This window comes from Arsenophonus nasoniae (assembly GCF_004768525.1).
Taxonomy (GTDB): domain Bacteria; phylum Pseudomonadota; class Gammaproteobacteria; order Enterobacterales; family Enterobacteriaceae; genus Arsenophonus; species Arsenophonus nasoniae.
Genome location: NZ_CP038613.1, coordinates 1,354,990 through 1,379,413, shown reverse-complemented (window position 1 = coordinate 1,379,413; position 24,424 = coordinate 1,354,990). Strand labels below are relative to the sequence as shown.

Annotated in this window: 19 protein-coding genes, 1 tRNA gene and 2 pseudogenes; 8 read left to right on the top strand and 14 right to left on the bottom strand. The window is 35.5% G+C overall.

The window, feature by feature from the left end; all coding sequences use genetic code 11:
• Positions 1 to 57 precede the first annotated feature (57 nt).
• Both istB and istA read right to left on the bottom strand, forming a co-directional pair.
• Complete coding sequence (gene istB / locus ArsFIN_RS06705; RefSeq protein ID WP_135677409.1) at positions 58 to 819, bottom strand: IS21-like element helper ATPase IstB; 762 nt, start codon at positions 817 to 819, stop codon at positions 58 to 60.
• Positions 806 to 1,842 (bottom strand): annotated as a pseudogene (gene istA / locus ArsFIN_RS06700) (IS21 family transposase). Before istA ends, istB begins: the two are co-directional and overlap by 14 nt.
• A gap of 92 nt (positions 1,843 to 1,934) precedes the next feature.
• On the opposite strand from istA, the pseudogene ArsFIN_RS28765 reads away from it, so the two are divergent.
• Positions 1,935 to 2,737 (top strand): annotated as a pseudogene (locus tag ArsFIN_RS28765) (IS91 family transposase); the annotation flags it as partial.
• Between the two features lie 464 nt (positions 2,738 to 3,201).
• Here the strand turns inward: ArsFIN_RS28765 and ArsFIN_RS06690 are convergent.
• From ArsFIN_RS06690 to ArsFIN_RS06675, 4 genes are all read right to left on the bottom strand, one after another.
• Positions 3,202 to 3,639, bottom strand: coding sequence for a tail fiber assembly protein (locus tag ArsFIN_RS06690; RefSeq protein WP_246067362.1), 438 nt, complete (start codon positions 3,637 to 3,639; stop codon positions 3,202 to 3,204).
• A gap of 2 nt (positions 3,640 to 3,641) precedes the next feature.
• Positions 3,642 to 5,261, bottom strand: coding sequence for a gp53-like domain-containing protein (locus ArsFIN_RS06685; protein WP_051296954.1), 1,620 nt, complete (start codon positions 5,259 to 5,261; stop codon positions 3,642 to 3,644).
• Positions 5,262 to 5,790: 529 nt separating this feature from the next.
• The gene (locus ArsFIN_RS06680) at positions 5,791 to 6,471 is read right to left on the bottom strand and encodes a hypothetical protein (protein WP_026822248.1); all 681 of its coding nucleotides are present in this window, start codon (positions 6,469 to 6,471) and stop codon (positions 5,791 to 5,793) included.
• Positions 6,472 to 6,668: 197 nt separating this feature from the next.
• Positions 6,669 to 7,649 (bottom strand): hypothetical protein, encoded by a 981-nt coding sequence (locus ArsFIN_RS06675; protein WP_026822249.1) that lies wholly within the window; start codon positions 7,647 to 7,649, stop codon positions 6,669 to 6,671.
• A 483-nt stretch (positions 7,650 to 8,132) separates the two neighbouring features.
• On the opposite strand from ArsFIN_RS06675, the gene ArsFIN_RS06670 reads away from it, so the two are divergent.
• Entirely contained in the window at positions 8,133 to 8,417 is a 285-nt protein-coding gene (locus ArsFIN_RS06670; protein WP_135677599.1) for a hypothetical protein, read from the top strand.
• A gap of 161 nt (positions 8,418 to 8,578) precedes the next feature.
• Entirely contained in the window at positions 8,579 to 8,797 is a 219-nt protein-coding gene (locus ArsFIN_RS06665; protein WP_026822251.1) for a hypothetical protein, read from the top strand.
• A gap of 252 nt (positions 8,798 to 9,049) precedes the next feature.
• Here the strand turns inward: ArsFIN_RS06665 and ArsFIN_RS06660 are convergent, their stop codons facing one another.
• The 3 genes from ArsFIN_RS06660 to ArsFIN_RS06650 all read right to left on the bottom strand — a co-directional run bounded on the left by ArsFIN_RS06660 (position 9,050) and on the right by ArsFIN_RS06650 (position 14,358).
• Positions 9,050 to 10,831, bottom strand: coding sequence for a hypothetical protein (locus ArsFIN_RS06660; protein WP_051296955.1), 1,782 nt, complete (start codon positions 10,829 to 10,831; stop codon positions 9,050 to 9,052).
• 129 nt (positions 10,832 to 10,960) lie between these two features.
• Positions 10,961 to 12,037, bottom strand: coding sequence for an NAD(P)/FAD-dependent oxidoreductase (locus ArsFIN_RS06655; RefSeq protein ID WP_167876669.1), 1,077 nt, complete (start codon positions 12,035 to 12,037; stop codon positions 10,961 to 10,963).
• Between the two features lie 5 nt (positions 12,038 to 12,042).
• A complete protein-coding gene (locus tag ArsFIN_RS06650; protein WP_081700626.1) occupies positions 12,043 to 14,358 on the bottom strand; it encodes a LodA/GoxA family CTQ-dependent oxidase in 2,316 nt (771 codons plus the stop codon).
• 1,575 nt (positions 14,359 to 15,933) lie between these two features.
• Here ArsFIN_RS06650 and ArsFIN_RS06645 point away from each other — a divergent pair.
• Positions 15,934 to 16,350, top strand: a complete 417-nt coding sequence (locus ArsFIN_RS06645) for a hypothetical protein (protein ID WP_026822253.1) — start codon at positions 15,934 to 15,936, stop codon at positions 16,348 to 16,350.
• A gap of 380 nt (positions 16,351 to 16,730) precedes the next feature.
• Here the strand turns inward: ArsFIN_RS06645 and ArsFIN_RS06640 are convergent.
• Positions 16,731 to 16,818 (bottom strand) — tRNA-Ser (locus ArsFIN_RS06640).
• Positions 16,819 to 17,001: 183 nt separating this feature from the next.
• Here ArsFIN_RS06640 and tusE point away from each other — a divergent pair.
• Complete coding sequence (gene tusE, locus ArsFIN_RS06635; protein ID WP_026822254.1) at positions 17,002 to 17,331, top strand: sulfurtransferase TusE; 330 nt, start codon at positions 17,002 to 17,004, stop codon at positions 17,329 to 17,331.
• 3 nt (positions 17,332 to 17,334) lie between these two features.
• Here tusE and yccX read toward each other — a convergent pair whose 3' ends face one another.
• Positions 17,335 to 17,622: an acylphosphatase gene (gene yccX / locus ArsFIN_RS06630; RefSeq protein ID WP_026822255.1), complete on the bottom strand. Its 288-nt coding sequence runs from the start codon at positions 17,620 to 17,622 to the stop codon at positions 17,335 to 17,337.
• A gap of 201 nt (positions 17,623 to 17,823) precedes the next feature.
• Between yccX and hspQ the strand changes: the two genes are divergently transcribed.
• On the top strand, positions 17,824 to 18,144 hold the full coding sequence (hspQ, locus tag ArsFIN_RS06625) for a heat shock protein HspQ (RefSeq protein WP_026822256.1): 321 nt from the start codon (positions 17,824 to 17,826) through the stop codon (positions 18,142 to 18,144).
• A 51-nt stretch (positions 18,145 to 18,195) separates the two neighbouring features.
• On the opposite strand, the gene ArsFIN_RS06620 is transcribed toward hspQ, so the two are convergent.
• Positions 18,196 to 18,609, bottom strand: coding sequence for a CoA-binding protein (locus ArsFIN_RS06620; protein ID WP_026822257.1), 414 nt, complete (start codon positions 18,607 to 18,609; stop codon positions 18,196 to 18,198).
• Positions 18,610 to 18,769: 160 nt separating this feature from the next.
• Between ArsFIN_RS06620 and ArsFIN_RS06615 the strand changes: the two genes are divergently transcribed.
• Entirely contained in the window at positions 18,770 to 19,228 is a 459-nt protein-coding gene (locus ArsFIN_RS06615) for a methylglyoxal synthase (RefSeq protein ID WP_026822258.1), read from the top strand.
• A gap of 87 nt (positions 19,229 to 19,315) precedes the next feature.
• On the opposite strand, the gene helD is transcribed toward ArsFIN_RS06615, so the two are convergent.
• Positions 19,316 to 21,370 (bottom strand): DNA helicase IV, encoded by a 2,055-nt coding sequence (gene helD, locus ArsFIN_RS06610; protein WP_026822259.1) that lies wholly within the window; start codon positions 21,368 to 21,370, stop codon positions 19,316 to 19,318.
• A 128-nt stretch (positions 21,371 to 21,498) separates the two neighbouring features.
• Between helD and yccS the strand changes: the two genes are divergently transcribed.
• Complete coding sequence (gene yccS / locus ArsFIN_RS06605) at positions 21,499 to 23,646, top strand: YccS family putative transporter (protein ID WP_026822260.1); 2,148 nt, start codon at positions 21,499 to 21,501, stop codon at positions 23,644 to 23,646.
• A gap of 69 nt (positions 23,647 to 23,715) precedes the next feature.
• Here the strand turns inward: yccS and ArsFIN_RS06600 are convergent, their stop codons facing one another.
• Complete coding sequence (locus ArsFIN_RS06600) at positions 23,716 to 24,315, bottom strand: TfoX/Sxy family DNA transformation protein (RefSeq protein ID WP_026822261.1); 600 nt, start codon at positions 24,313 to 24,315, stop codon at positions 23,716 to 23,718.
• Positions 24,316 to 24,424: the final 109 nt, after the last annotated feature.

The following is a 24,424-nucleotide window of genomic DNA, read 5'->3' as shown; positions in this document are numbered from 1 at the left end:
ACCGAAAACTGATCCACTTTTTATCTAAATCCGATCAATCAAAATTGATCCACTGTTTTACTCAGTTATTGCTCCTGAGCGCCGCTTATCTTTCAATCGGTAGCTTTCACCGCTTAATTGCAGTACATGCGAATGATGAAGTAAACGATCAAGCATAGCGGCAGTTAATGTTGCGTCATCAGCAAAAGCACTTGGCCATTGCCCAAATGATAGGTTACTCGTCAATATGACACTGCCATGCTCATAACGCTTGGCAATCACATTGAAAAACAGGTTTGCTTCTTCTCGCCCAAACGGCAGGTATCCAATCTCATCGATAATCAACAACTTCGGGGCCATCACCGAACGTGATAGATATTGTTTGAGCTTATTTTGTCGTTTGGCAGTTGAGAGTTGCAACATCAGTTCAGCTGCCGTGGTAAAGCGGGTTTTCTTCTTGGCCTGTACTGCTTTTAATCCTAACCCAATAGCTAAATGCGTTTTGCCTACACCGCTTGGGCCAAGCAACACGACATTTTCATTACGTTCAATAAACGTTAATGCGCTTAATTCCTGTATGTGTTGTTTGGGGATCCCCGTTGCAAACTTAAAATCGAACGTATTAAGTTCTTTATGTGCTGGGAATCCTGCCATCCGACTCAAAAGATTACGAGTTCGTTCATCTCGTTGTTGTTGCTCACATTTTAACAGGGACAGTAAAAACTCTCCGTAGCTTTTGTCTTGGGCAATGCATTTTTCGGCAAGTGATGACCAATGAGTCGGAATAGAATTTAATTTCAATGACTCACACAGGTGTTCAATTTGTTCATGCAATAACATGTTCACCTCCCAGTAATGCTTCGTATACGCTGATTGAGTGTTGCAAACTGACAGATTCAAGGGGCGGTACGATAGGGATATTAAGCGTATTAGTCTGTGGGATAGATTGGCAAACCCTTGCTGGTAAGGGTAGAAGAGACTTCACTTCCTTAGCTAATCTATCTGCTGGCTTCTCTAACGTTGTTCCATGAATTCGCTGATGGGCAACGCGTTGTAACCATGGACCCACTTTTGCATTAGCTATTTCAATATCCAGTTCAAGATTATGAGCACGAAGGTCGGTGTTTAATGGCACGATAAAGCTGTTTTAAATAGTGGTTAAAGCGCTCTACTTTCCCTTTCGTTTTGCCCTGTAGGGCTTGCAAGCCTTCAATTTAAACCCGTAATCTTTCGACATTTGAAGCATTTCGACATGTAATTTATGATCACCTTCTGCATAAGCATCCCGTTCGATGATGAGGGATTTTGCGTTATCACACAATACTTCCTGTGGTACACCACCAAAGTAGTCGAAAGCTTCTCTTAAACCTTGCTGCCACGATTCTGCTCGTTCATTATCAAAGAACTTTACATAACTCGCACGCGAATAGCCTAGCGTTGCAACAAACGCTTTCAGCGATTTTTTTACCTCGCCGGATGCTGGTGAAGTCGATTTGCATTTGTTGACCTGGCTGTGTTTCAAAACGGACGACTACTTCGGGAACAATGCTTGGTTTAAATTGACAAACAAATCGGCGTAATTGAGCAATACCACCTTGATAGCCGTTTTCAACTACCTCATCAAATAAGACTGTTGCAGGGATCCAATCAGGTTTAGCCAGTTCAATTCGCTGAAGCAAATAAGGTTTAAAGGGGATAATTTAGTCGGTTGTTGACTTCTTTTAGCATAAGTTGGCATTGTCTGTTGTTGTAAATGATGTTTTACGGTGTTACGGGATATACCCAACTCACTGGCAATTTTCGAAGGCTTTGTCCTTGTGCAAAGCGAACATGAATATCCACAAATATCTCCTTGGTTAACATAAATTATCCGTACAAAAATGTGCGAATAATACCAAGTGGATCAGTTTTAGATGATCGTTAGTGGATCAGTTTTGCATGATCGGTGACAGTTGGCTCGCAAACAGGGTATCGAAATTGGTATTTTCTGTGCCTTGCATACTTATGGCCGGCAACTCAATCAACATCCGCATGTTCATGTTTCCGTCACTCGAGGGGGTTTGGATAGTAAACATAGTGTATGGCGAAAGCTGTTTTTTCAAAAAAAAGGATGTCGAAGAAATCTGGCGAGGGGCTGTTATCCGACTACTGCGTCACAGTTATGATTTAATTAACCCTGGCCTTCTTCCCGGTCTTGGCCATATCCGTGACAAAAAAACATTGGCGGCGTTACTTGAGGGCGCAGTACGGACGTTATTGGAAAGTGCACTTTGCTAAAAAAACGAAAGGGGCATGGCATAGTGTTAAGTACCTCGGTCGCTACCTTAAACGCCCACCGGTATCTGCGTCAAAACTGCGGCATTACCGAGGGGGTGCCGTTGTTCATCACTACCATGACCACCGAACTGGCCAGCATCGGCAGCAGACTCTGCCGCAGGAAGAGATGATTAGACGCTATATAAGCCATATTCCGGCCAGGCATTTTAAAATGGTGCGTTACTCTGGTTTTTTGTCGAATCGTAAACGGGGAAAACTATTGCCGAAAGTGTATAAGGCACTTGAGATGACGGCACGTAAAAAACCGGAGAACCCAGGTTTTTCTGTGCTGATGAAAGGATTTCTGCGTACCGATCCGTACAAATGTATTCTGTGTGGCGACAGGCTGCTTTTCACCGGGGCGCAAATGGGTAAAAAAGCAACGGAATTGTTGTCAGAAAGACTGCATAACCTGGAGAAAAAGCGATGGTTACGCAGCTAAACGCAGGATCAATGTGTCTAAAATAAGGAAATCAGGTTAGAAATTACACTCTCTGAGGAAATGTTAACTGGCACTAAACACAATAAATCGATCCCCATCTCCTTTTTGCAATAAGGGATGGCTTTTGCTACTCACTTTAAAAGCGATTCAATTTCCTAACCATGAACCAGGCTACCCAGAGCCCGATAGTGGCGAATTTCCCTGGAGAAAAATAAAAGATTGTTAATAAAGAATTGTAAAATAAATTCCAATCACCGTCTGTTTTTTTATTCTCTAAAATAGGCGATTTTAATCTGATCTAACAGACGTTAAATTATTACAAAACAGCTGTTAGATCAATGGTAATTTATTTTTTACTATATTTTATCTGTACTATGTTAATTAACTAATTGCATCATAATTAAAGATAGTATTTTATAAATTAATTATGAGGATTTTATTCTATAACACAGCAAATAACTTTTTTATTTGGGCAATTTTGGCCATTCGATATTAGGTGCAATTGATATATCTATACGACTTAATAGCACGCGATAGGTTTTCCATTCCATTAAATTTTTACATTCTTCATCGGTTGCCATATTCAAATCAATGGCATCCTGTAAGGGTGTGATAATTGCTGCTGCATTTTGCATTAATTCAATTTTTGTATTTTCTGCCTCTTTGATTAATTCATTTTTAGTTTTAGGTGGAATATCAATCCAAATCGGTGCGCCATTTTTATCTGCACCTAACATTTTTCCCTCCAGCGGCGCACAAAGTGCATACTCTTTATATATATTAAAAGAAACTTTAGTCGCTTCATCATCCCAAGTACCTGCACTGATATAACTCTCTTTCAACGATTCAGATAACCAACATAACTTTGTTGCACTAAAATAATAAACATCATCTTTTTTCATCCTTACCATCCTATTGCAATCCATCTCATATCAACTAATGGAGAAGCATTACTACCATTAGTTACCTTAGTTTGGCGCATTGTAAATCCACTATTATTAGCATCTTGTATATTAGGTGAATACAATTCTGTTAGATTTGAATTAGAATTGAAATTAGCAACTCCCATGCTGGCTAAGGTATCAGGAAAAGCAATAGGAAAGAAATTTCTGGAAGTATTTTTTCTAGGGACACGTCCCCATTGAATAATTATGCCGGTATAAGGCTCTTTCATCCAGCCATTTACCGCTTTTTTAGCGCTCCAATGAGTAGCAACTAATTTAGCATCAATCTGCTGTCTATTATAATTATCCTCTTGAACAGCAAATGTTCCTTGTTTCTCTGGCAAATAAATAATTTGATTCGTGTTATTGTTTCGGATAAAAAATTTATGGTTATTTCTTGCACAAACTAAGTCATAGTCTCCTTTGTCAGTACCTAATTTAATAACAGTGTCGCTGCTAGGATGGATAGCATTAAATCCATAAGCAGTTATATAATCTAAAGTATTGGTCGTAGCTAATGTACTTGAATGAGTGGGAAATGATATTGCATACTTTATGGTGTTATCACTATTTCGAGCTACTACGGTATAAGCACTATTACCAGAAACATATAATGCTACATGCTGGACATTATTCTTCATTGACATCCCAGCATAATTATCTGTTCTCACTAAATCTAATGTAGAAAATTGCACAGCCCTGCTATCTTTAATTTTAACAAATTGGTTATCAATTTCCTTTTTTGTGTATGAGTTGACCGTGGTTTGTATCCAGGCATCAGCTTTTATTCCACCTGTCAACTCAGGTGTAGAATTTTCAAAAACTTGTTTTGGTAATTTACCTGCCCAGCGGTAATAACGATTTTCTTTCTCATAATGCAATGCGTGATAACGGCTGGTTATTTCGAACCCTTTTTCAAATGAATCAACTAAAATGTAATCAAACACGCCCAATTCATTAAGATCAAACAAGGTCGGTTGACCATCGTTATCAAAACCAAGCTGCTTATTTTTACGGCTTTCGGCATCAGGTAATGTAGCTATATCAATGTCATTAACTCGTATCGATCTGATATCCAAATCTCTTATAGCGGATTGCATCACCGCTAAGTTAACCGCATCATTATCATTTTTGGGTTGACTAATATTAGATATACGATAATTCTTAGCATCAAAATAATTTCCTAGCCTACTGGGCTGCTGCAATAATAACGATGCATTTCCTAACACTTGTTGCACTAACATCGTGAGATAATCAAATGCATTTTCATGTTGTTTGGCATGAAACTGTTTACATTTTTCAAATGCGATCTCTTGTTTTGCTGGTAAATGTCTCTCAATCAATAAATGATTTCCATTAAATAAAGGTGATGATAAGATGATTTTCCCTCCTTCGTCACAATTAACACCTGTTACTGTATAATCCTTATTTAATGTCAATCTTTGCGCATGATCACCATTGCCATCAGTCATAATGACAACTAAATGATGCTCATTAAATATTTTAAATTCATAATCAAATTCAGTTGTAGCGCAATCGCCAATATATTGGTTGGCACTAACCTCAGTAACTACCGTCATTATTGCTATCCTCCCTGTAACCAATAATGCAAAAGCGATAATAAATCACATACAGTAATAACCCTATGCACCCTACAATTATCACCAATCTACTTCTTTAGTTAACCACAGTGCTTAGGATCTTTGTTACTATCTTTGTTCTAGTCAATATAGATGATAACCACAATAAATCTTTTAGGAAATAATCAAACCCAGGTGTAATACCGTTATTAATATCTTTATGCTAAATTCATTGATGAGTTCATTATGACCATTTGCTTTTAATAGATATCAATGAGATAGCAATAATATATTATTAGAAATGTTATATTTGATAGTAATATTAAAGAGAAATAAAATGTTATTAGCAGTCATTAATTTAATAAGGGATAGTGACTAGTATTGCTAAATTTTATGATTTTGATTGGTCGCTTTAGGAAAATTTTGCCATTATGTATTATTTTATCAATAGTGAAAAACCTCTCTTCAGACTTGTTTAGCTGGCTAATAAATATTAGCTTTAATATATCAATGTTCACTCGTTCTTTTACTATAATGTTTCGTCACTCTCCGATAACGATAGAAAATTATTGACGCTTTGTTTTTCTAGTCCAATTTCTTTTATTTCTTTACCCAAAGGAGAAACCAGAACATAGATATCATAAGAACCACCACCAGCTCTATATTTATGTTTATTAGCAATTATATAACCCTGATATTTACCGCTTTGAATAATATAAAATGAATTACCGTTTGTTACAAACTTTATATCATCAATAGTTATAGGTATATTATTAACCGCATTGATTATCTTATTCCAAGTTATTTTATGTATTGCTCCCGACGTAGCCCAGGCACTGGATAAGAAATAAATATCTTTTTTTATTAAAAAGACATCAACTTGTCTGATACTTTCAATATTTTTTTTGACATCTTTATTGGGTATTTCCGCTAAAATCTTGACGATCCTATTGGGCGTTGCCAACATTAAAAATGAACCTGCCTTAGCGTTAGCAGCAAAGATAACTGTTTTATTATCTAATATACGAAAACTGTTAATATTCAATTGTTTTTGTGATGCTATACTATCAATATAGTTTAACGTTGAGAGACATAAATTATTTCCATAAAGGTGAAAACCTTTTTTATTCGACATGGTGCAACTCGCTGCTAATCCAACAGTAGGAAATAATAACATTAATATAAAAACATAAAACTTTTCTTTATGCATACATCCTCTATCTATGCCTTTTTCAACTTGTTTTACGGTAATAAATAAACTAAATTAATAAAAACAAGTGATATAAAACATATTTGGTAAGTATATTTTAATAATATAGGCTGTATAATTGATTAAACAACTGTTAAAGATGTCTACTCATCATAGTCTATCAGTAATTAACAGCAAAAAATAATCAACTTATGCCATTAAAAGTTCCAAGCAATGCCTGCCATAAACATATCTTGATCTTTATCATTAAATGAAACAACACGATTAAAGCGAAAATTAGTACTTAAATGCTTAACTAATTGATAATTTATTTGTAAGCTAATGACACCGGCAAAATCATTCTTGTTCTTTGGCTCATGCCTATCATAGTTATAATAAGGACCAATCCCTGCACTAAGCTCCCAGTCAGTTGATATCGGCATCAGATACCAAATTTGCCCAACAACTCCTTGCCTATTAACGAGACCATTATCCCCTTCATAAAGATAACTCACTGAATAAGCAGCAGCATCATTGATAAAATGCTTAAACTCTAGTTGGTGACCCATTTTTAATGGTAATTTTGAGCGATTAGTTTGCGAAGTTCCTAACCAATAACTTATCTGCATGTCTTTAGCAGAAAACGAAGATGGCAACTCATTTTGAAAGTTTGCACCAATACCAACCATGACTGAATCTGTTGTAAAAGAATTAAGCATTTGCACATGATTATATTGGGCTTTTAGAAAGAATCCATCTGGAATAAGGTAATAAATAAACGCGACTGAACCGTAAATGCCAACCCGTTTATCATTATATATTTGTTTATTACGGTGAGTTGTATTCATACTAAAATAGGGGCCAAGGGAAAAATCTAACTTTACTCGTTGATTGAAATCAACTACGCCAGTACCAATGACGGCAAAGCCATCGCGGTGATTATTATTTGGATGTCCTTCATTTAAATAAACCACTGAGGCGAAAAAGTTATCTGCTATCTTTTCACCAAAGCTTACCTGATAACTTCCCCAATTCATTTCGCCACCTTGACTAGCCCAACCATTACCATAAGCCAAATTGACAATAAATTCCCGTGACTTTATGTCATTGTTTTCATTAGAAATAGCAGAGGAAATAAAAAGAAACAGATGACTAATTAAAGCAACGAAAAAAAACCATAGCTGTTTTTTCTTTATCATTTTTCCTATCTTATACTTCAAGCTGTTAATTATTATTATAGACAAAATATACCTGCTAACATTTTTCGCCGCACAAAGTGGCAGAATGCTAGCTTTTATATTTACACTGATAAGTTGCCAATTTAGGTATTAATAATATCCGCCATTACTCATTTTGACTTGCACGTTACATCTCAATGGTAATAACAAACGACAATGTAAGGAATTGATTGTTAATAGTAAAATTATAAAACAATGACTTAAAGTCGATAATTTAAAATATAAAAAAACATCTAACTCTTTCGGACTTTATTAAAAAGTACAACAGATAAAAATGCAAATATTTTAAATATTAATTTTTCATATATTTAGCATAATTATATATTATTTTACATATTATTAATCTTTGACTAATTTTTATTACTGAGAATTAACCGATATGAAAATAGATAAACAAACAATTTAGCTGAGTATATTATGAAAATATTATCTAAATTTCTATTTATGACTGTACTATTCTCTTTCGTTACTTTTAATAGTTCAGCAAAAGTTGATAATTATGTGCAAAATTATCGTGGGGGTCATGGCGGTGGTCATGGCAGTCATGGTGAGCATACTGGTACACATGGTGAGTATAGTCATCACGAAGGCCACGGCGAACAACAGGAACATGCAAATCTTAGTAGCCCAGACCCCTCTTTTTATTCGCAATTTACTAACTCTATAACCCCTTGCCATGATGCTCAATACGAGATTAATCTTTGTGATTCTGAAAATAATTATCAATAGAAGGCTCTCTAACTCATTTGCTGCCTAAACGGCAGCAAATGCTAGATTTTGCTAAAAAATAACCATCCAGCAAAAAATTGGCGCCAAAATAATACAACGCAATATCGCTGAAAATAAAATTATTATCGAATATAGTTTTAACCATTTAAAGAGAACAAATTATGAAACAAGCCGTTAAAATATTTACTATTACATCTGTTTTAGCTATCAGCTTTCTGACTTTGGCTGATAAAAATAATTTATCAGATGCTGATAAAGATAATTCTTCAGATGAAAAAACAGCAACCGAAATGGCATGCGACACTCAGTTTGGATATGGTGAACCACTAGGTTCTACAACTGAAAATGGTCAAAAAATAAATATTTGTCCTAGACTTTAATACCAAATTATTATCCTTGTTGTTAAATATTAACCACTCCATCATCGTCGTTACAGCAAAAAGTTTATATTGAGCATAATAAAAAAGGAACAATATCCAAATGGAATAACGATGAAAATAATACTAATCAGCTAGTCTTATTCTTAGCTGATTAATATTAAGTTTAGCTACCGAACAACGACTTAGGTTCAAGGATCAGATTCAGATAAAGTAATTTATCAATAATTAAATCAGATCCCTACAGTTAGATATCTAAATTTCTGCCCAAAAGTGTGATGAACCTGGAGCACCTGGCTCCCATCCCTGGTTTGCGGAACTTATCAGTTGCCAATTTTTGTTTTTCCAGCTTACTCTATCACCATAATGATATAATTTATTTGCCTGCCAAAGTGGATAGTCAGTAGTCTTTTCAGCGGCATATGTCACGACAAAATTATCCAATTCAAAACTTTCGGTTTCTTCAGTGAATTTTAATGTCAAAAGATCTATTTTTTCATCTTTATTCGCTTCAAGATAGATCACTGCATTTCCTTGTGAAACGATAACAGGATCAGCAACTAACTTATTCTTCTTCTCGTCTTCCTTGTCCCGTTGATAAGCGGTAATTTTTAACGTTGCGTCGTTGCTGTTAGACTTCATACTCAATCCAAATCGGATACGTTCTGCCGGTATTTTTTCTAACAAAATTCGCAGAATCTGCACCCTATGCTCAACCTCACCATCCTCGCCAGGGACAGGCCTTCCCTCTTCATTAATGTACTGAATAACCATGCCATCAACAACCCCAGCCACGTCCTGTTGTGCTTTAGTAATCCAAACACTGTGCATCATATCACGAGCGCTAATGGTTAGAGGGCCATAAGTGTAATAAAAGCCGGGTCGAATTTCATATTCTCCGAAGCTTTGAAAGTCTTCTATGACATCACCAACTGTTCCTGATGGCCATGGCACTTCAAGGCTGGGATTATAAGGAGGCACCGGCGCACTTGATGGCCGTGGCTCAGTTGGCTCGCCAATCGTCTGACCATTGACATTTCGCCGGACTTGAGCTGATGATCGGTACACCACTTTTCGCGCCTCAGCGATACTACCTACCGGCGCCATCTCGGGCAATGTCCGCCAAATATTATAAGACAAAGACTCGCCATAATCAGCCTGTCCACGTGCCATGATATTCTGCTGCGGAATAATCAACGTTGCCACCTTAACCGGAACAGCCTCTTCTTCCTCCCACAGACTACGAGCGCTAGTAATAGACTGTTTGTGAGGGTTATTGCGTAGTTGAACATAGAAATCCAGTCTGGCTTCTTGCTGTATCAGACGCTCTTGCATATCTCTACCTAAATAACCTGGAGCGTTGATATCTACCGTTCGAATAGGGTCTGCAACTGTCTGGACTGCCAGTTTGTATTTACAATAATCATAGTCACCAAACTTAAATGGCACGCAACTCCAGAGTGGCTCCGTTAAAACACTCTTAACAGTACGACTACCCATCTCAGCTAAAATGCGAGCCGTCTCCGGATGTGTTTTAAGCCATTCGTCTAAAGTGCCATTCAATGCTGCTGCCTTAAACTCACACATTTCAATCGCATCTGCGGCAAAGAACACTTGCGTATTTTGCAGAATAAAATCTAGGGTCGTCGCATTAACATCCTCTTCAAGCGCTTTATGACCCGCTACACCGAACAGTTTAATACCGATACCGACCGTAGTATTTTTATCTGGAAGTGTGTGAGGTGTATCACTTGAATAACGCAGCCACGCTTTATAACTAGCACCTGGTTTAAATATGCCTACTTGATATTGAGCTGGAAGATTATTATTTACCTGAAAAATTCCGTAAGCACTACCATGCTGTTTAATAAAGGCTACGCGGCGTGCTGGCGTCTGTCTGTTATTAACGATGTGATCATGCTGTACTTTATCGACAAACATCTTACGGATCCCTTCTATTGCCGCTTCCATCTCTTGACATTCTGGTGTCGGAGGAGCATGCATTGCGGAAGAATCTTTCATATTATCTTTACTCATATTACTACCCGCCTCCATAACATAAGATCATAATCGTTAACTTTTTTTAAAGAATATAAATAAAGTCAACTCGTAAAATTTTTAATTCAAATCCAACAAATTTGCCGATAACAAACTATCGAAAACTTGTTACTGTCTTTCATTTTGATGTGCTATCCAGAACGGTTGTTTTGCCCATCTCGGTTCTTGCTGGTAATAGCCACTTGCTCCGCTACAGTAGGCAGCACGTATAGACTTAATCCGTTCACCATACTGGATAAGCAAAGAACGATCATTAGCTATCAAAGCGGCTTTAGCGGCTTTAACCGCTTCAGCACCACGTAAACCAGTATAAATTGCGTTGTAAATTCCTTGGGAAGATAACGGGTCAAGTGACAGAGCTGCATTACCAACAGCTAACCAACGTGAGCCAAAAACTTTATCCAGGTAGCTACCTGTCGCATCAGTAACTTGTAACGAACTTGAGGAGATACTTTCAGGACAACACCAGTGACCTATATGTATCGTTTCTTTCAATGCAGATATAAAATGATCCTTATCACGAAGAATTTTGATTTGATCGGGTAGGGAAAAAAATGCCAGTACTCGTTGTTTGTCAGGCAACCCAGCTGTATACCACCATCCTGTTGGAACAGCCTCAACCACACTGCGTGTATCAACGGTGTTATTACTGCACCAAGCGTAAAGCGCAAACAAAGGCGCATCTCTGTGTCTTGAAACACCAAACACACTAGCAACAACGCGTGAATTGCCACTTGCATCAATTACCCAATCCGCGTTAATACTTTGTTCACCAACTTTTGCCTGTATACCATCATTAGTTTCAGCGATAGAAGATATACGCCCCTTAACCATTAAAGCACCCGCATCTTCAGCAGCATCTCTCAGATTCTGGTCGAACTGTTGTCGATCAAGATGCCATCCACAACCATATGGGTCACGAATAAAATCTGTGGCTACTAACTGTGTCCCGCCCCAACAAGATAAGTTACCCATATTTGTGATTGAAGAACTTTTTTCAACCCAAGGAAGTAGCCCTAGCCTATCAAGCATAGGCCGGGCTGCTCCCGGCAAGCTTTCACCTATTTTTTGTTGTTCAATATTGACACTATCCACTAATACGACCTGTATTCCAGCAAGCGCCAGCAAACGAGCCGCTACAGCACCGGCTGGGCCGGCGCCTGCAATAAGGACATCACATGTCAAAGGCGTTAACGAGTACGACGAAATTTGTCCCATTTTTCTTCAGTCCATCCTGCTTGTTTTAATAAATCCGCTTGGTTATCAATTGGCTTGCCATCAACACGTCCACTAAAAGCAGAAGCCGCTTCAGGCAAAGGGGGTTGACCGGGCTTAAGTTGTTCAACAAATACGCTTTCAATACACGACGAATAATCCTCTGGGGCAGGCATACGTTGTACAATACCTAATTCATCGAAACGGGATACAACTGCTTGCATTACGGTCTCATTGTCATGACCTTCTAACAAAAATGCCCGTAGCCAACTGTCACGCTGTTGAAACGCATTGTCGCGCTCTTCGGCACTCAGCTCACTATCAATAAATATTTTATAATTTTTCTCACTCAAAATTTCATTCGGTACTCTTGCCGGCCAATAAGATGGCATATAAAGATGGAATTCTTTGTCATAACCTGAGCGGCAGCGAGCGGTGTCACCTTGCCATGGCATCGCCATCCAACGTGTTAGATCACCAGGACCTTGAGCATGAAGAGGACCATCAACCGCCAGAGCTTGCTCGGGTGTTAATACATCACCATAATCCTGTTCCAAAACACCATCCTTACGGCGCTTGATACGTAAAAAGTCACTATCACTATATAATGTGGTATGGCGCATCGGCCATGTCAGTTCACAACCCGGATGAAATGCATCTGCGAGGCAATAGGATAATGGCCCCTTATCCAAAATGGCCGGCTGTTCTGCAATCGGCATTTCATCTACAGGTTTGTCATAACACGGATCGGGGAAGGAAATACCATTAACATATCTATTGCACGTCATATCGGCGTTAAATTTCGCTGATACGAAATTTTCCAAATGCTTATAATTTTGTCGATCAACAGCCAGAAGATCACCTTTACCAGAAGGATATTCAGCAGCATATCCATCGCCATACAGCTGAGGCCATTTCATCTTATCTCCTCCCTCAACACTTTCATCATCTGGGGAACGGAATCGCTCATAAACGTTAAAACGTTTAGTATCATTTCCTGGTTTAGATAATTCATTAATGAGATTTGCATCTAGCTGAAATGTGCCACCCGGGCCAAATGTTTGTGCAAAGCCTAGATTAGCCCACTGCAGATTGGAGAGACGTTGTAGCAGCGGCAAAATATCCTTAGCATAAGACGTTTTTTCTTCAGGTGGAATTTTGCCCGCATCCATGGCTGAATGCTTGATCATATCGTACATTGAACGAAATGGAATTAGCCCTGGGGCATAGTCTGGAGGCCCCATAATAACCCAAGCTTCGGTAACAGGAATTTCTTTACCTTCAATTTTTACCTTTGCTGAAACAGGACCATCAGAAATATCATCATACCAGTCAACTGAATTATTGAAATTATGTTCTGTTCCGTCTTCATCAATGACTAACAGTGGAGCGCCACTCGGTGATGCTGATTTACCATGCCCACCAAGTACCAGCAAGCGTCCTTTATCATCAGTGCGTAGTTCCCCAAGATTAACAGTTACATCTTTAAATTTGCCATCATCAAATTGCACACCACTGCTGTTCTTACCCGTTATTGTTTTAGCTGAGGGTCTAATTTCCAGCTGTTTGCGTTGCTCACCAGTAATTAATGGATTTCTACGTTTAACTGGCTTAGTCTTTGGTTGATCCATAGCGGCATAAAATTCATACCAAGATGATTTTTTGTTCGCAAGTTCAACCTTCCATTCGATATCGGCCATATCTGGCGTCAGTTCCGCAACTACAACACCTTGCTTGTTGTAGCCGTAAATTCTGAACCGAGCAGCTTGCCGTTTAATTGCACCAGTCTTATCTCGGGTTGCTCCAAATGCTAGCGGTGCTGCATTCGGATATTCTGGACCAATATAAAATTCATTTTTACTGTTTCCGACTCGCCCGACTCCAATGCCTGGATGAATTTTAGCGTAAGCTATTCTTTTATCTATGGCTAGAGAACTTGGAATTATCAAAGTTAAAATATCGGAGATCTGTGTCTGAATAGAGCCGGCCTGCTGAACTGAATACCAAATTTTAGCTGAGGTACTATTAATTTTCTTAATTTCCTCTGCAGAAATGATATACGAATAGCTTTTTCCTGCCTTTTCTTTAGTAATAGGGAGTGGATAGCTTTTACCTATGCTTTCCTCCGAAAGACTTGCCCAGTGTATCGTTAATAGATCATAATTTTTAAGGTTTGCAGATTCCGGAATAATTACCGTTATCTGGCTGGTGCCATCGGTAAGCATACCATCCAAAGCTCCTGCGACTTCGGGTGCGGGCTTATTCTTATTTATTTTAATATCTTTATTCATAAAACTTTCCCATATTGATATTGTTATTCATGTTGATCTTCATAGCCATAATTAAATATCTACATTTTATTACCTTAAATAAATATTTATTAATTTTATTAAGTAGTTATAAAAATTTGTGGTGGCCATTATTAGATCGTTTAGCTATAAATTTTTACTCAATAAATACTCTTATGACTCTGCCTAGCACTTTTAAATAAATCAGCGCGAACAAATAGTCATATTTATTTTATAACATTGTTTAGCTATATATTTTTATGTTATAAAACAAAATTAAAAACTGTTATTAATGCTCGAACAGCAAATATAAATTTGTTATATACTCAGTTTAGTAAATTAAACTAAGTTAATTGTTACCTATTTACCGGAAACAATATTAACATTCATATCAAATCTATAATCCTCTCCAAAAACCTACCCACTATTCACATGTATTAAATAAATCTTTCACTTTCTATTCCCTTTTAATACTTCTATCAACAAACTAGTGCTTTCTCTGGTTATACTATTATAAAAATATTACTTGATTAACATGATGATATATATAATTAATTGAATGTTATTAATCAAGAGTAATTTTTTAATTATATCTTTTTTTATTGCATTTTTATTTTAGTCATAATTTTATTGTTTTTTTTAATGAAACTTATTTATTTTTTACTGTTTTACTGTTTTACTGTTTTACTGTTTTACTGTTTTACTGTTTTACTGTTTTACTGTTTTACTGTTTTACTGTTTTACTAAAAAATTAAATTTGAAATTTTTATTTTTCATAGTTTATTTTATATTTCAAATAGTTCTTTTGAATTAAGAATGATGAATTTTTATTACAGCCAAAATATAAAATACATTTGTCTGTTCAAACTATTTAACCATGTAAAAAAATTTGCTATTGACTTAATATTGAAAGAATTTTTATTTCCTGCAGTAACATTTTGCCATGGTTATATTTTTTAACTTAGCTCAAGCTAATATCATTTTTTGGTAATGCTATAAACCAGCCTTGTGTTTACTGTTATTTTTTCCATATTCCCATTATGAGGCAGATTTTTTGATAGCTACTGGCTTAAAAAATAATCCTAATTTTTATATTGTTTTCGATTAAGTATAAAAATTTTTATTTAATTGTCAGCTTCTTCTTATAAAAAAAGAATTTGATCAATCACAAAAATATTTCAATTCAGAGTTATTTTTATAATAGGGTGAAATTATTACATAAAAATAAAATATTTTTATCTAACTTAAATAAATATGTGCTTATTTTATTTTTATCCTGAATATTAATTTTCACAAAAAATATTAAATTAATCTTATTAATAAGTGATTCATAATTTTTATTTCAAATTAAATAGAAAAAAACCAAAAACTATGCAAACATAAAAATATCTCATAAAAGTAAGTAGAAAATATTATTTTTTTAATTTAAATACTATTTGATTATTTTATATATTTTATTTTTAGCCAGATTTATATCATCGAAAACTAATTCTTTGAATGTTCTTATCGGTCAATAAGAACAATAAAACATGGTAATTAAAGCAAATATTTCCAACTATTAACTATAGGAATTTAACTATGAGCACAAATACAATGGGTGATGGTTTTTTTGTTTTTTTCCGACTCACTGATCACATCTTTAAAACAAATAATAGATTTAGAGTAAATATTACCAGTTCCACTGGCAAACTAATAAAAATTGATTCAGTGAGTCCTGTTGATCCCGATGATAAATATGCGACAATTGAAATTAGTGATTCGGCGGCACCAATAATATTAACTTACGTTATTCAGCGCAATGATAACGCTATGGTTGTATCCCAAGGAGAGGCAAAAATTAAATACGATGATATCACCAGAAAACTACATGTTTTAGACTTCCAACAAAAAAACATGGAAGGCATTGCTTTAAAATTAGATGATTCAAAAAATCCTTATTTTAATCTGCAACTTATTCGTGCTACTGGCTCTCTTTGCTCAAAATTAAATCGTTAACATTTTAATCACAATTTAAACAAGTTGAAATTGCTAACTGAACTTAATCAACCTGACAGTTTTCCGTTATTTATATGGTATCTGTCAGGTTAAACTTTATGCAAAAATTTTCTCCCCAAAAAGATAATTGAGCTTTCTATCAAATAAAATTGGACTGATCAAATTTTTACTAATACCTTAGCGGTTTATCCTCATCTATTTAGTTCGGGCTGGCGCAAAAATCACATCGACTTGATAAGCTTACTAGCTATAACAAACCGTTTTATAGATCTATTGGATAAAAATGGCAGGATTACAACACTCGTGTATTACAATAAAATTTATTAATTTGCTGAATATAAAGATTTGTCTGCGTATAAAAAACTTGACTAGAACAAAAATGGCGGAGGAGGAGAGATTCGAACTCTCGGATGGTTTCCCATCGGCGGTTTTCAAGACCGCTGCCTTCAGCCGCTCGGCCACCCCTCCGCAATGTTCAAAACTATAAACACAGCTTGAGAGGTTGTAAAGCCTTATATAATTTAATCGCTTTATATTTATGCTAATAAGTAATTATTTGCTTAATTTATCGACATTTTACGAATATACTTGGGTAAAATGTTCCATTTTGCTAAATTAGCCATACATTTTATTTGAGCTTAGAAATATCATATGTTTATATTTGAAGGTCGTGAAATTAAAACAGATGCTGATGGTTACCTTAAAAATAGCCACGAATGGTGTGAATCCATGGTATCTCTATTAGCTAAACAAGAGAATATTATATTAACAGAACAACATTGGGAAATAATTCGCTTCATTCGTGAATTTTATCTCGAATTCAACACTTCGCCGTCTATTCGTATGTTAGTAAAGGCCATTGCTAGAAAATATGGTGAGGATATTGGTAATAGCCGCTATCTTTATCGCCTTTTTCCAAAAGGCCCGGCGAAGCAAGCAACAAAACTTGCCGGTTTACCTAAGCCAGTAAAATGTATTTAACTATTACAATGAGTGTCGAATATGAAAATCGACTACCTCTTTTTCAACATGACACTCTTCACTTTTATAATATTCAATTTTAGCGCCTGCTGGCCCACCTGCTTTTAACCAATCCTCTAATTGCTGCATTTGCTCTAACGTACCGAAAGCTTTTATATTGACACTACCATCATAGCGATTATAAACATAACCATATAGCCCATGTTTTTTCCCCCAATCTAAGGTATGATAGCGAAACCCTACACCTTGAACTCGCCCATATATATAGTAATTTCTACCTATCTTTCGCATTTTAGTGCTCTCTTATAATAAATAATAACTTCAACATATTGTTTTTTGTGTAAACAACAGATACTCTCATAGTATAGAGTTTTTAATCTACATAGATTAGAGCGATTAAGAAACTAGCGTAACAGAGTGACCTGCTTGAAATTTATATTATTACCCACATATCATTACCTATAGAATATGCAAGGCTTCTAGGAGGTAGCTATGATGACTACCAGTAAATTTAGTATTGGGCAACAAGTAAGGCACAAACTCCTCGGTTATCTCGGAGTAATAGTCGACGTTGACGCCGAATACTCACTGGATAAACCACAGGATGACGATATTGCAGCTAATGCAGCTCTACGCTCAGCTCCCTGGTACCATGTCGTTATGGAAGATGATAATGGTGAACCTATTCACACGTATCTTGCTGAAGCACAGATTACTTATGAAACTTCCGATGAACACCCAGAACAGTCGTCTTTAGATGAGTTGTCGGAATCGATCAAAATTCAACTTAGAGCACCACAATTACGTAATTAACTAATTTTAAATATAATCAATGGGGATGATTAGTTTATCATCTTCCTTGATCTATTTTTCTAAACCTAAGCGAGGTATCTCTATTTTGGGGCAAGCGTTCATCACAACCGCTAATCCAGCTTGCTCTGCCATTTCTTTAGCTTCTTCATTAATAACACCTAATTGTAACCATAGTACTTTTGCATTAATTGCGATTGCCTGTTGGCTAACCTCTAACGCTGCCGCGGAATTCCTAAAAACTTGAACCATATCAATTGGATATGGAATATCAGCTAATTGGGCATAAACTTTTTGTCCAAGTAATTCTTTTCCGGCTAGTTTTGGACTAACAGGAGTCACATTATATCCTTGATTTATAAGATATTTCATAACTTTATAACTTGGGCGCTCAACTTTATCACTGGCGCCAACTAATGCTATATATTTTACGTTTGTTAAAATATTTGTCAGTTTTTTCTCAAGCATTTTATGACAACTCCATAATTTAAAAATAATCACCTAAACTATGATATAAATGGCAACAAAGTGCTACTAAACTTGTGGAATCTGTTGAGTTAACTCAATGAATATTAGCATAGTGATTTAGTTGCTATGTTAGCAAAAATCTATCAATGTAAGGAACTTTATGGAATCTGTTATTCGTCGATTAAAAAAAAATAAAAATATTGCGCTTGTTGCCCATGATCACCGTAAATTATCACTATTAACCTGGGTTCAAAAACATATTTCTGTGCTAAAAGCACACAAATTATTTGCCACTGGTACCACCGGTAATTTGATCCACCAGCATACCGGATTAAAGATTATTAGTATGCTCAGCGGCCCGATGGGAGGAGATCAACAACTTGGTGCGATGATTGCCGAACAAAAAATCGATATTTTGATCTTTTTTTGGGATCCATTAAATGCAGTTCCACATGATCCAGACGTAAAAGCACTTCTTCGTCTCGCTACTGTATGGAACATTCCTGTTGCCACTAATATAGCAAGTGCTGATTTTATTATCACCTCACCTGCTTTTGATCATGAAACTGAAATTGAGATGCCTAATTATCAACAATACCTTGAAACTCGCATTAACTAATAAATTTAACTTATTATTAATAATACATTTTTAGTAAAGATGGCATAAATTTAGTTAAGACAGTAAAAAAACTATAATAAATAAGAATTATGGTCTTTTCAGTTGCGATACACCTAATTTTTTCAATTGCTCAACAAAAATAGACGGTGTTAATTTGTCATACAATAAATAAACTCGCTTTTTAGCTCGAGTCAAAGCAACATACAATAAGCGGCTATCTCGTTGATCGGGAAAAATATCAAACTTTGTTAATAATACTTTTTCTATTGCAGACTGAGGCTCACAAACAGGAAAACCATCTATTCCCTGTTGTAAACCTAAAATGACAACATAATCGGCCTGACACCCTTTCGCAGCTTGGATAGGCATAAAATTAATCTTCAATTTTGGCCAACGAATATTAGCTTTTTTAATTACCGCTGGTTGCAAATAAAAATAACGCGATAAAACGAGAATTGTTTCTTCCTCAGTAACATAACCACTCATTTTATTAAGTAAATTTTCCAGTTGTTCATCGGGTAATAAAACTATCGATTTTTTATTTGCTTTAACAACGCTTTTTAATGGCCTAATCTGCTGATCACGATCCTTTTGTATAAATTGGTTAGCAATTTTAGCAATGTAATCGTTAAAACGGTAAGTTGTTTCAAGTGTATAGTAAGCTCCGCTAGCAAAATAATATTCAAAAGAAGCCATTAAATTTAATTTTGCTGCCGGAAAACGATAAATTGCTTGCTCATCATCACCAACAGCAAACAAATGAGTTTGTCTATTCTGTGCTCGTAATAACTGTAGTAACTGCATTTCTAATGGCGATAGATCTTGAAATTCATCAATCAAAATGTATTTCCATGGGCTTATAAATTTTCCTTTATGTAATAAATTAATTGCTTGATGTATAAGCCCTAAGCTATCTACTGCCCCTTCAGCTTTTAGCGTCGATTTCCATATTTTAATGATAGGTGCGACTAATCGTAGCTCCATTTGCAGTTGCTTATTTTCTACTGGCGTTGCTAATTCACTTATTGTTTTCTGACTTCCGCCATGTCTACGTAGCAAATTAAGCCAATTATCTAAACGAACCACTACTCTTTCTGCTAATTGTTTGTCATGCCAAAACTCACCGTTAGCAATATCCCAAGCTAATTCTCGTGTTAAAAATTCACGCCACCCTTTTGCCTGCGATTTTTTTTCATGACACTGCTTTTGCCATTCATTAATCAGCAACTTATATCTTTTCTGTTCATTTACTTCTAATTCACTAATCGTGACATTTTTATTACTGCTAGTTTGAATAATATGCAATACCAAGCTATGAAAGGTTTTTGTGTAAAATGCTTGCTGTCCTAAATTAGTTTGAACAAGTCCATCCATTTTTTTGGCAGTTTTATCATCAAAAGCAAGTAATAAAATCTGTTCAGTAATAGCCAGCTGCCTGAGTAAAAGCCAACCCATTTTTGCTATTAAAATAGAGGTTTTACCACTTCCTGGCCCGCCCAATACTAAAATATTTTCTTCGCTGTTAACTACACAATTAACTTGAGATAGGTTTAACTGAGTAATAGTAAATTGCTGAAAAAATTTAGAGTACTGCTTAAGCAAACGAGCAACCCAATATTGATTAATATCGTCCAATGACTGATGGTTCAAATTAAGCCAATGCTGGCAAACAGCAAAATTTTGGCGACAGTTTACAAATTCATATAAACGGACAAGTGGCATAGGAAGTGTATTTAATCTGCTGTTAATTTGGTTTTGCAACTGATTAAGTTGTGCTTGGGTAAACCAACTATCCTGGATTAAGTATTTTTCTATTTCTTGTACTTGTTCAGATAAAATATCTGCACAAATCAAACTCATTTCTTGACTCCATTTTTTCCAAATATCCATAAGATAATGAAAAAAATATTGGGTTTCCTTCCATTCAGTACCGTGTAAACGAACCACTTGGTTGTTTGGTAATTCAAATTCAAGCTCTCCCCAAACAATACCTCGCTTGCAACGTATATCAACAAGTTGATTAAAAGGAATGAGATACTGATGTTTTTCACCACTCACTTCAACACCCGCATTTAATAGACGAACTCGATTATAAGGATGTTGAGCTAAACGCTGACCTACATGTGTCGATTTCAATTCCATTACACACTACCTTAGCTAAAATATGTTAGGTCATGGCAAGAAAAAGTTTTTTCTCTTTACTAAACCTTATAGGTTATTATGGATACTTTTATAATATTAATTAGTGCACTGACAAATTAGAGGTTATTGTGCTTACTATGTTCTCTGGCTTTCGTCATGTATTTTATAATAGCAACATCCTTTATTATATCCGAATACTAATTGCGCTCTCAGGAACAGCATTAATTCCTTGGATTTTAGGTGAGCAACTTAAAATAACTATTCCTTTAACTCTGGGTGTTGTTGCCGCTGCATTAACTGATCTTGATGATCGATTTATTGGTAAGCTGCGTAATATTGCCATCACGTTATTATCATTCCTGATTGCCTCTGTCTCAGTTGAGTTACTATTTCCCTATCCCTGGTTATTTTTTATTGGATTAGCGTTATCGTCTTTCAGTTTCACATTTCTTAGTGTTTTGGGCCTCCCCTATGGCACAATTGCCTTTGGCGCACTTCTGGTAGCAATCTACACTATGCTTGGAACAGCTATTTTTTCAATTTGGTATCAACAACCGATACTGTTACTTATAGGGGCTATTTGGTACTATTTGTTAACACTTATCAGCCATATTTTTCTTCCTATTCAGCCTTTGCATAATAAATTAGCCCAATGTTACCAACAGCTTGCTATCTACCTGGCTAATAAAGCCAATCTATTTAACCCTGAGATTGAAGAAAATTATCAACAATCAATCTTCGACCTTGCTATGGCCAATAGCAAGTTGGTCAATACGATGAACCAAATGAAAGTAATATTACTAAGCCGCTTAAAAAATAATAAAAGCCAATCAGGCACTAACAATAGTCTAAATTACTATTTTATTGTGCAAGATATACATGAACGAGCAAGTTCATCACATATTAAATATCAAAACTTAAGTCAAGATTTTCCACATAGTGATATTCTTTTCCGATTCCAGAAATTACTATCGATGCAAGCTGAAGCATGCCAATTGGTTGCTCACTCCATTTTATCGCACACCAGGTATCAGCATAATGCAAAATTTAAAGACGCATTTATCAAGCTGGAAAAGTCGTTACAATACCTTACACAACAATATTCCAATAACAAACAAATAAGCACCCTTTATAATCTATTAATTAATCTCAAAGAGATAGATACGCAACTCAATAGTATTGCCGTCGAGCAAATAGAAATTCCATATGGCCAAGCATTGGCTGAAACACAACTTTCTGACAATTCATTATCTAACATTAACGATTTTTGGCTCACAATTACTAGTAACTTAACACTTAATTCAACCCTATTTCGACATGCGATTAGAATGTCAGTAGTATTGTGTACAGGTTATATTATTGTTCAATGCTTTTTACCTCAGGGTTATTGGATATTACTCACCAGTTTATTTGTATGCCAACCAAATTATATTGCAACTAAGAATTGCTTAATATTGCGTATTCTTGGAACCATTGCCGCTATTCTAATTGGCTTACCCTTACTCTATTTCGTACCCTCGATAGAGGGGCAACTCTTACTCATTATTATTAGTGGCGTTTTTTTCTTTGCTTGCCGTAATAGTCAATATGCCCAAGCTACCTTATTTATTACTTTGTTGGTTTTGCTTAGTTTTAATTTATTAGGCGAAGGTTTCAACGTTATGCTTCCCCGAATAATGAATACAATCATTGGCTGTGGCATTGCCTGGATTGCAGTAAATTATATTTGGCCCGATTGGAAATTTCGACAACTACCTAAAGTTCTACAACAAACATTACACAGTAATTGCCGTTATCTTGCCGCTATTTTATTTCAATATCATCAAGGTAGAAATAACAGTGTTGATTATCGCATTGCTCGTCGCGACGCCCATATAAATGACGCAGAACTGGTTTCTGTATTATCCGATATGCTTGCCAGAACGAAAACTAATAGTATTTCCCCTGAAAAAATTTTTAGATTACTCTGTCTTAATCACAGTATGTTAAGTTATATTTCAGCCCTGGGAGCACATAGGGAACAACTTAATAATCAAACTATTTTATCTATTCTTGATAATACAATCGCCTATATTGAATCGGCGTTGAACTTTGCCTTATTGAATAATCAAATAGTCAAAGAGTTAAATAACCCATTAATTCAACGCTTCCAAACAATACAATTAGGAAAAAATAACAAAGAACAACTTATTGTTGAGCAATTATTATTATTAATTAACCTATTGCCAGAAATCACCTCTCTAATTGTTTTTATTAACCAACAAGAGCCAGATTAAAATAGTTTTAATTAGCAAATTTTTTTAACCGTAAAACTGGCCATAAAATCATTTCCTTGGTGTATTTCTTTACGTTAGGCTATTGAACCAAGTAATTAATTCAATTTTTATTGACTCAGGAAGTACTGCTATATGATAACCTTCGATAGCACCAGCTAATTCAAATAATAACTTAATACTCAAATTCACTTTCTTCTGTCTTAATTTTAAATAGCAAGCTTTAGCACCTAACATTTTCAAATAGCCTACATCGGTAATTCCTACTTTTCCTAATGCTCTTTCTATCGACATATTCATATTAGGTAAGTCTTTGATCCTGATATGTAAAAGCTGTTTTTGAGATAATTCTTCTACTGCTGCTTTATAAGCGAGATCAATGTAATAACATAAAAGTAAATTATCATTCCAAAGCATCTCATTGATAAAAAAATATTTTAATATAAGAGGAACACCTTTCTTGGTATAAACTAATTTTTGCAATCCAGATACTTCAAATTGAAGTTCAGCAAATAGACAACCTCGTAGATAAAACTTGCCGTCCAATACCTGACCAATAATGACATGATTGACTAGAATACGATAACCACCAAAATGCGGTTTTTGTTTTATATGGCCATAATTTTCCATTAGCCCTTGCAAACAAGAAAAACAAGAATCAAATAAAAGCATAATTGCCACTCTCCATGTGAACGCACACAAATTTAATATTTTTATACTTCTCCATATTTTAATCAGTTAAAATAGCAAGAAAATTTATTAAGTTATTTCACCCCCTTTA

Coding starts and splice junctions, on each gene's coding strand:
- istB (WP_135677409.1), bottom strand. CDS start 819: ATGTTATTGCATGAACAAATTGAACACCTGTGTGAGTCATTGAAATTA.
- ArsFIN_RS06690 (WP_246067362.1), bottom strand. CDS start 3,639: ATGAAAAAAGATGATGTTTATTATTTTAGTGCAACAAAGTTATGTTGG.
- ArsFIN_RS06685 (WP_051296954.1), bottom strand. CDS start 5,261: ATGACGGTAGTTACTGAGGTTAGTGCCAACCAATATATTGGCGATTGC.
- ArsFIN_RS06680 (WP_026822248.1), bottom strand. CDS start 6,471: ATGCATAAAGAAAAGTTTTATGTTTTTATATTAATGTTATTATTTCCT.
- ArsFIN_RS06675 (WP_026822249.1), bottom strand. CDS start 7,649: ATGATAAAGAAAAAACAGCTATGGTTTTTTTTCGTTGCTTTAATTAGT.
- ArsFIN_RS06670 (WP_135677599.1), top strand. CDS start 8,133: ATGACTGTACTATTCTCTTTCGTTACTTTTAATAGTTCAGCAAAAGTT.
- ArsFIN_RS06665 (WP_026822251.1), top strand. CDS start 8,579: ATGAAACAAGCCGTTAAAATATTTACTATTACATCTGTTTTAGCTATC.
- ArsFIN_RS06660 (WP_051296955.1), bottom strand. CDS start 10,831: ATGAGTAAAGATAATATGAAAGATTCTTCCGCAATGCATGCTCCTCCG.
- ArsFIN_RS06650 (WP_081700626.1), bottom strand. CDS start 14,358: ATGAATAAAGATATTAAAATAAATAAGAATAAGCCCGCACCCGAAGTC.
- ArsFIN_RS06645 (WP_026822253.1), top strand. CDS start 15,934: ATGAGCACAAATACAATGGGTGATGGTTTTTTTGTTTTTTTCCGACTC.
- tusE (WP_026822254.1), top strand. CDS start 17,002: ATGTTTATATTTGAAGGTCGTGAAATTAAAACAGATGCTGATGGTTAC.
- yccX (WP_026822255.1), bottom strand. CDS start 17,622: ATGCGAAAGATAGGTAGAAATTACTATATATATGGGCGAGTTCAAGGT.
- hspQ (WP_026822256.1), top strand. CDS start 17,824: ATGATGACTACCAGTAAATTTAGTATTGGGCAACAAGTAAGGCACAAA.
- ArsFIN_RS06620 (WP_026822257.1), bottom strand. CDS start 18,609: ATGCTTGAGAAAAAACTGACAAATATTTTAACAAACGTAAAATATATA.
- ArsFIN_RS06615 (WP_026822258.1), top strand. CDS start 18,770: ATGGAATCTGTTATTCGTCGATTAAAAAAAAATAAAAATATTGCGCTT.
- helD (WP_026822259.1), bottom strand. CDS start 21,370: ATGGAATTGAAATCGACACATGTAGGTCAGCGTTTAGCTCAACATCCT.
- ArsFIN_RS06600 (WP_026822261.1), bottom strand. CDS start 24,315: ATGCTTTTATTTGATTCTTGTTTTTCTTGTTTGCAAGGGCTAATGGAA.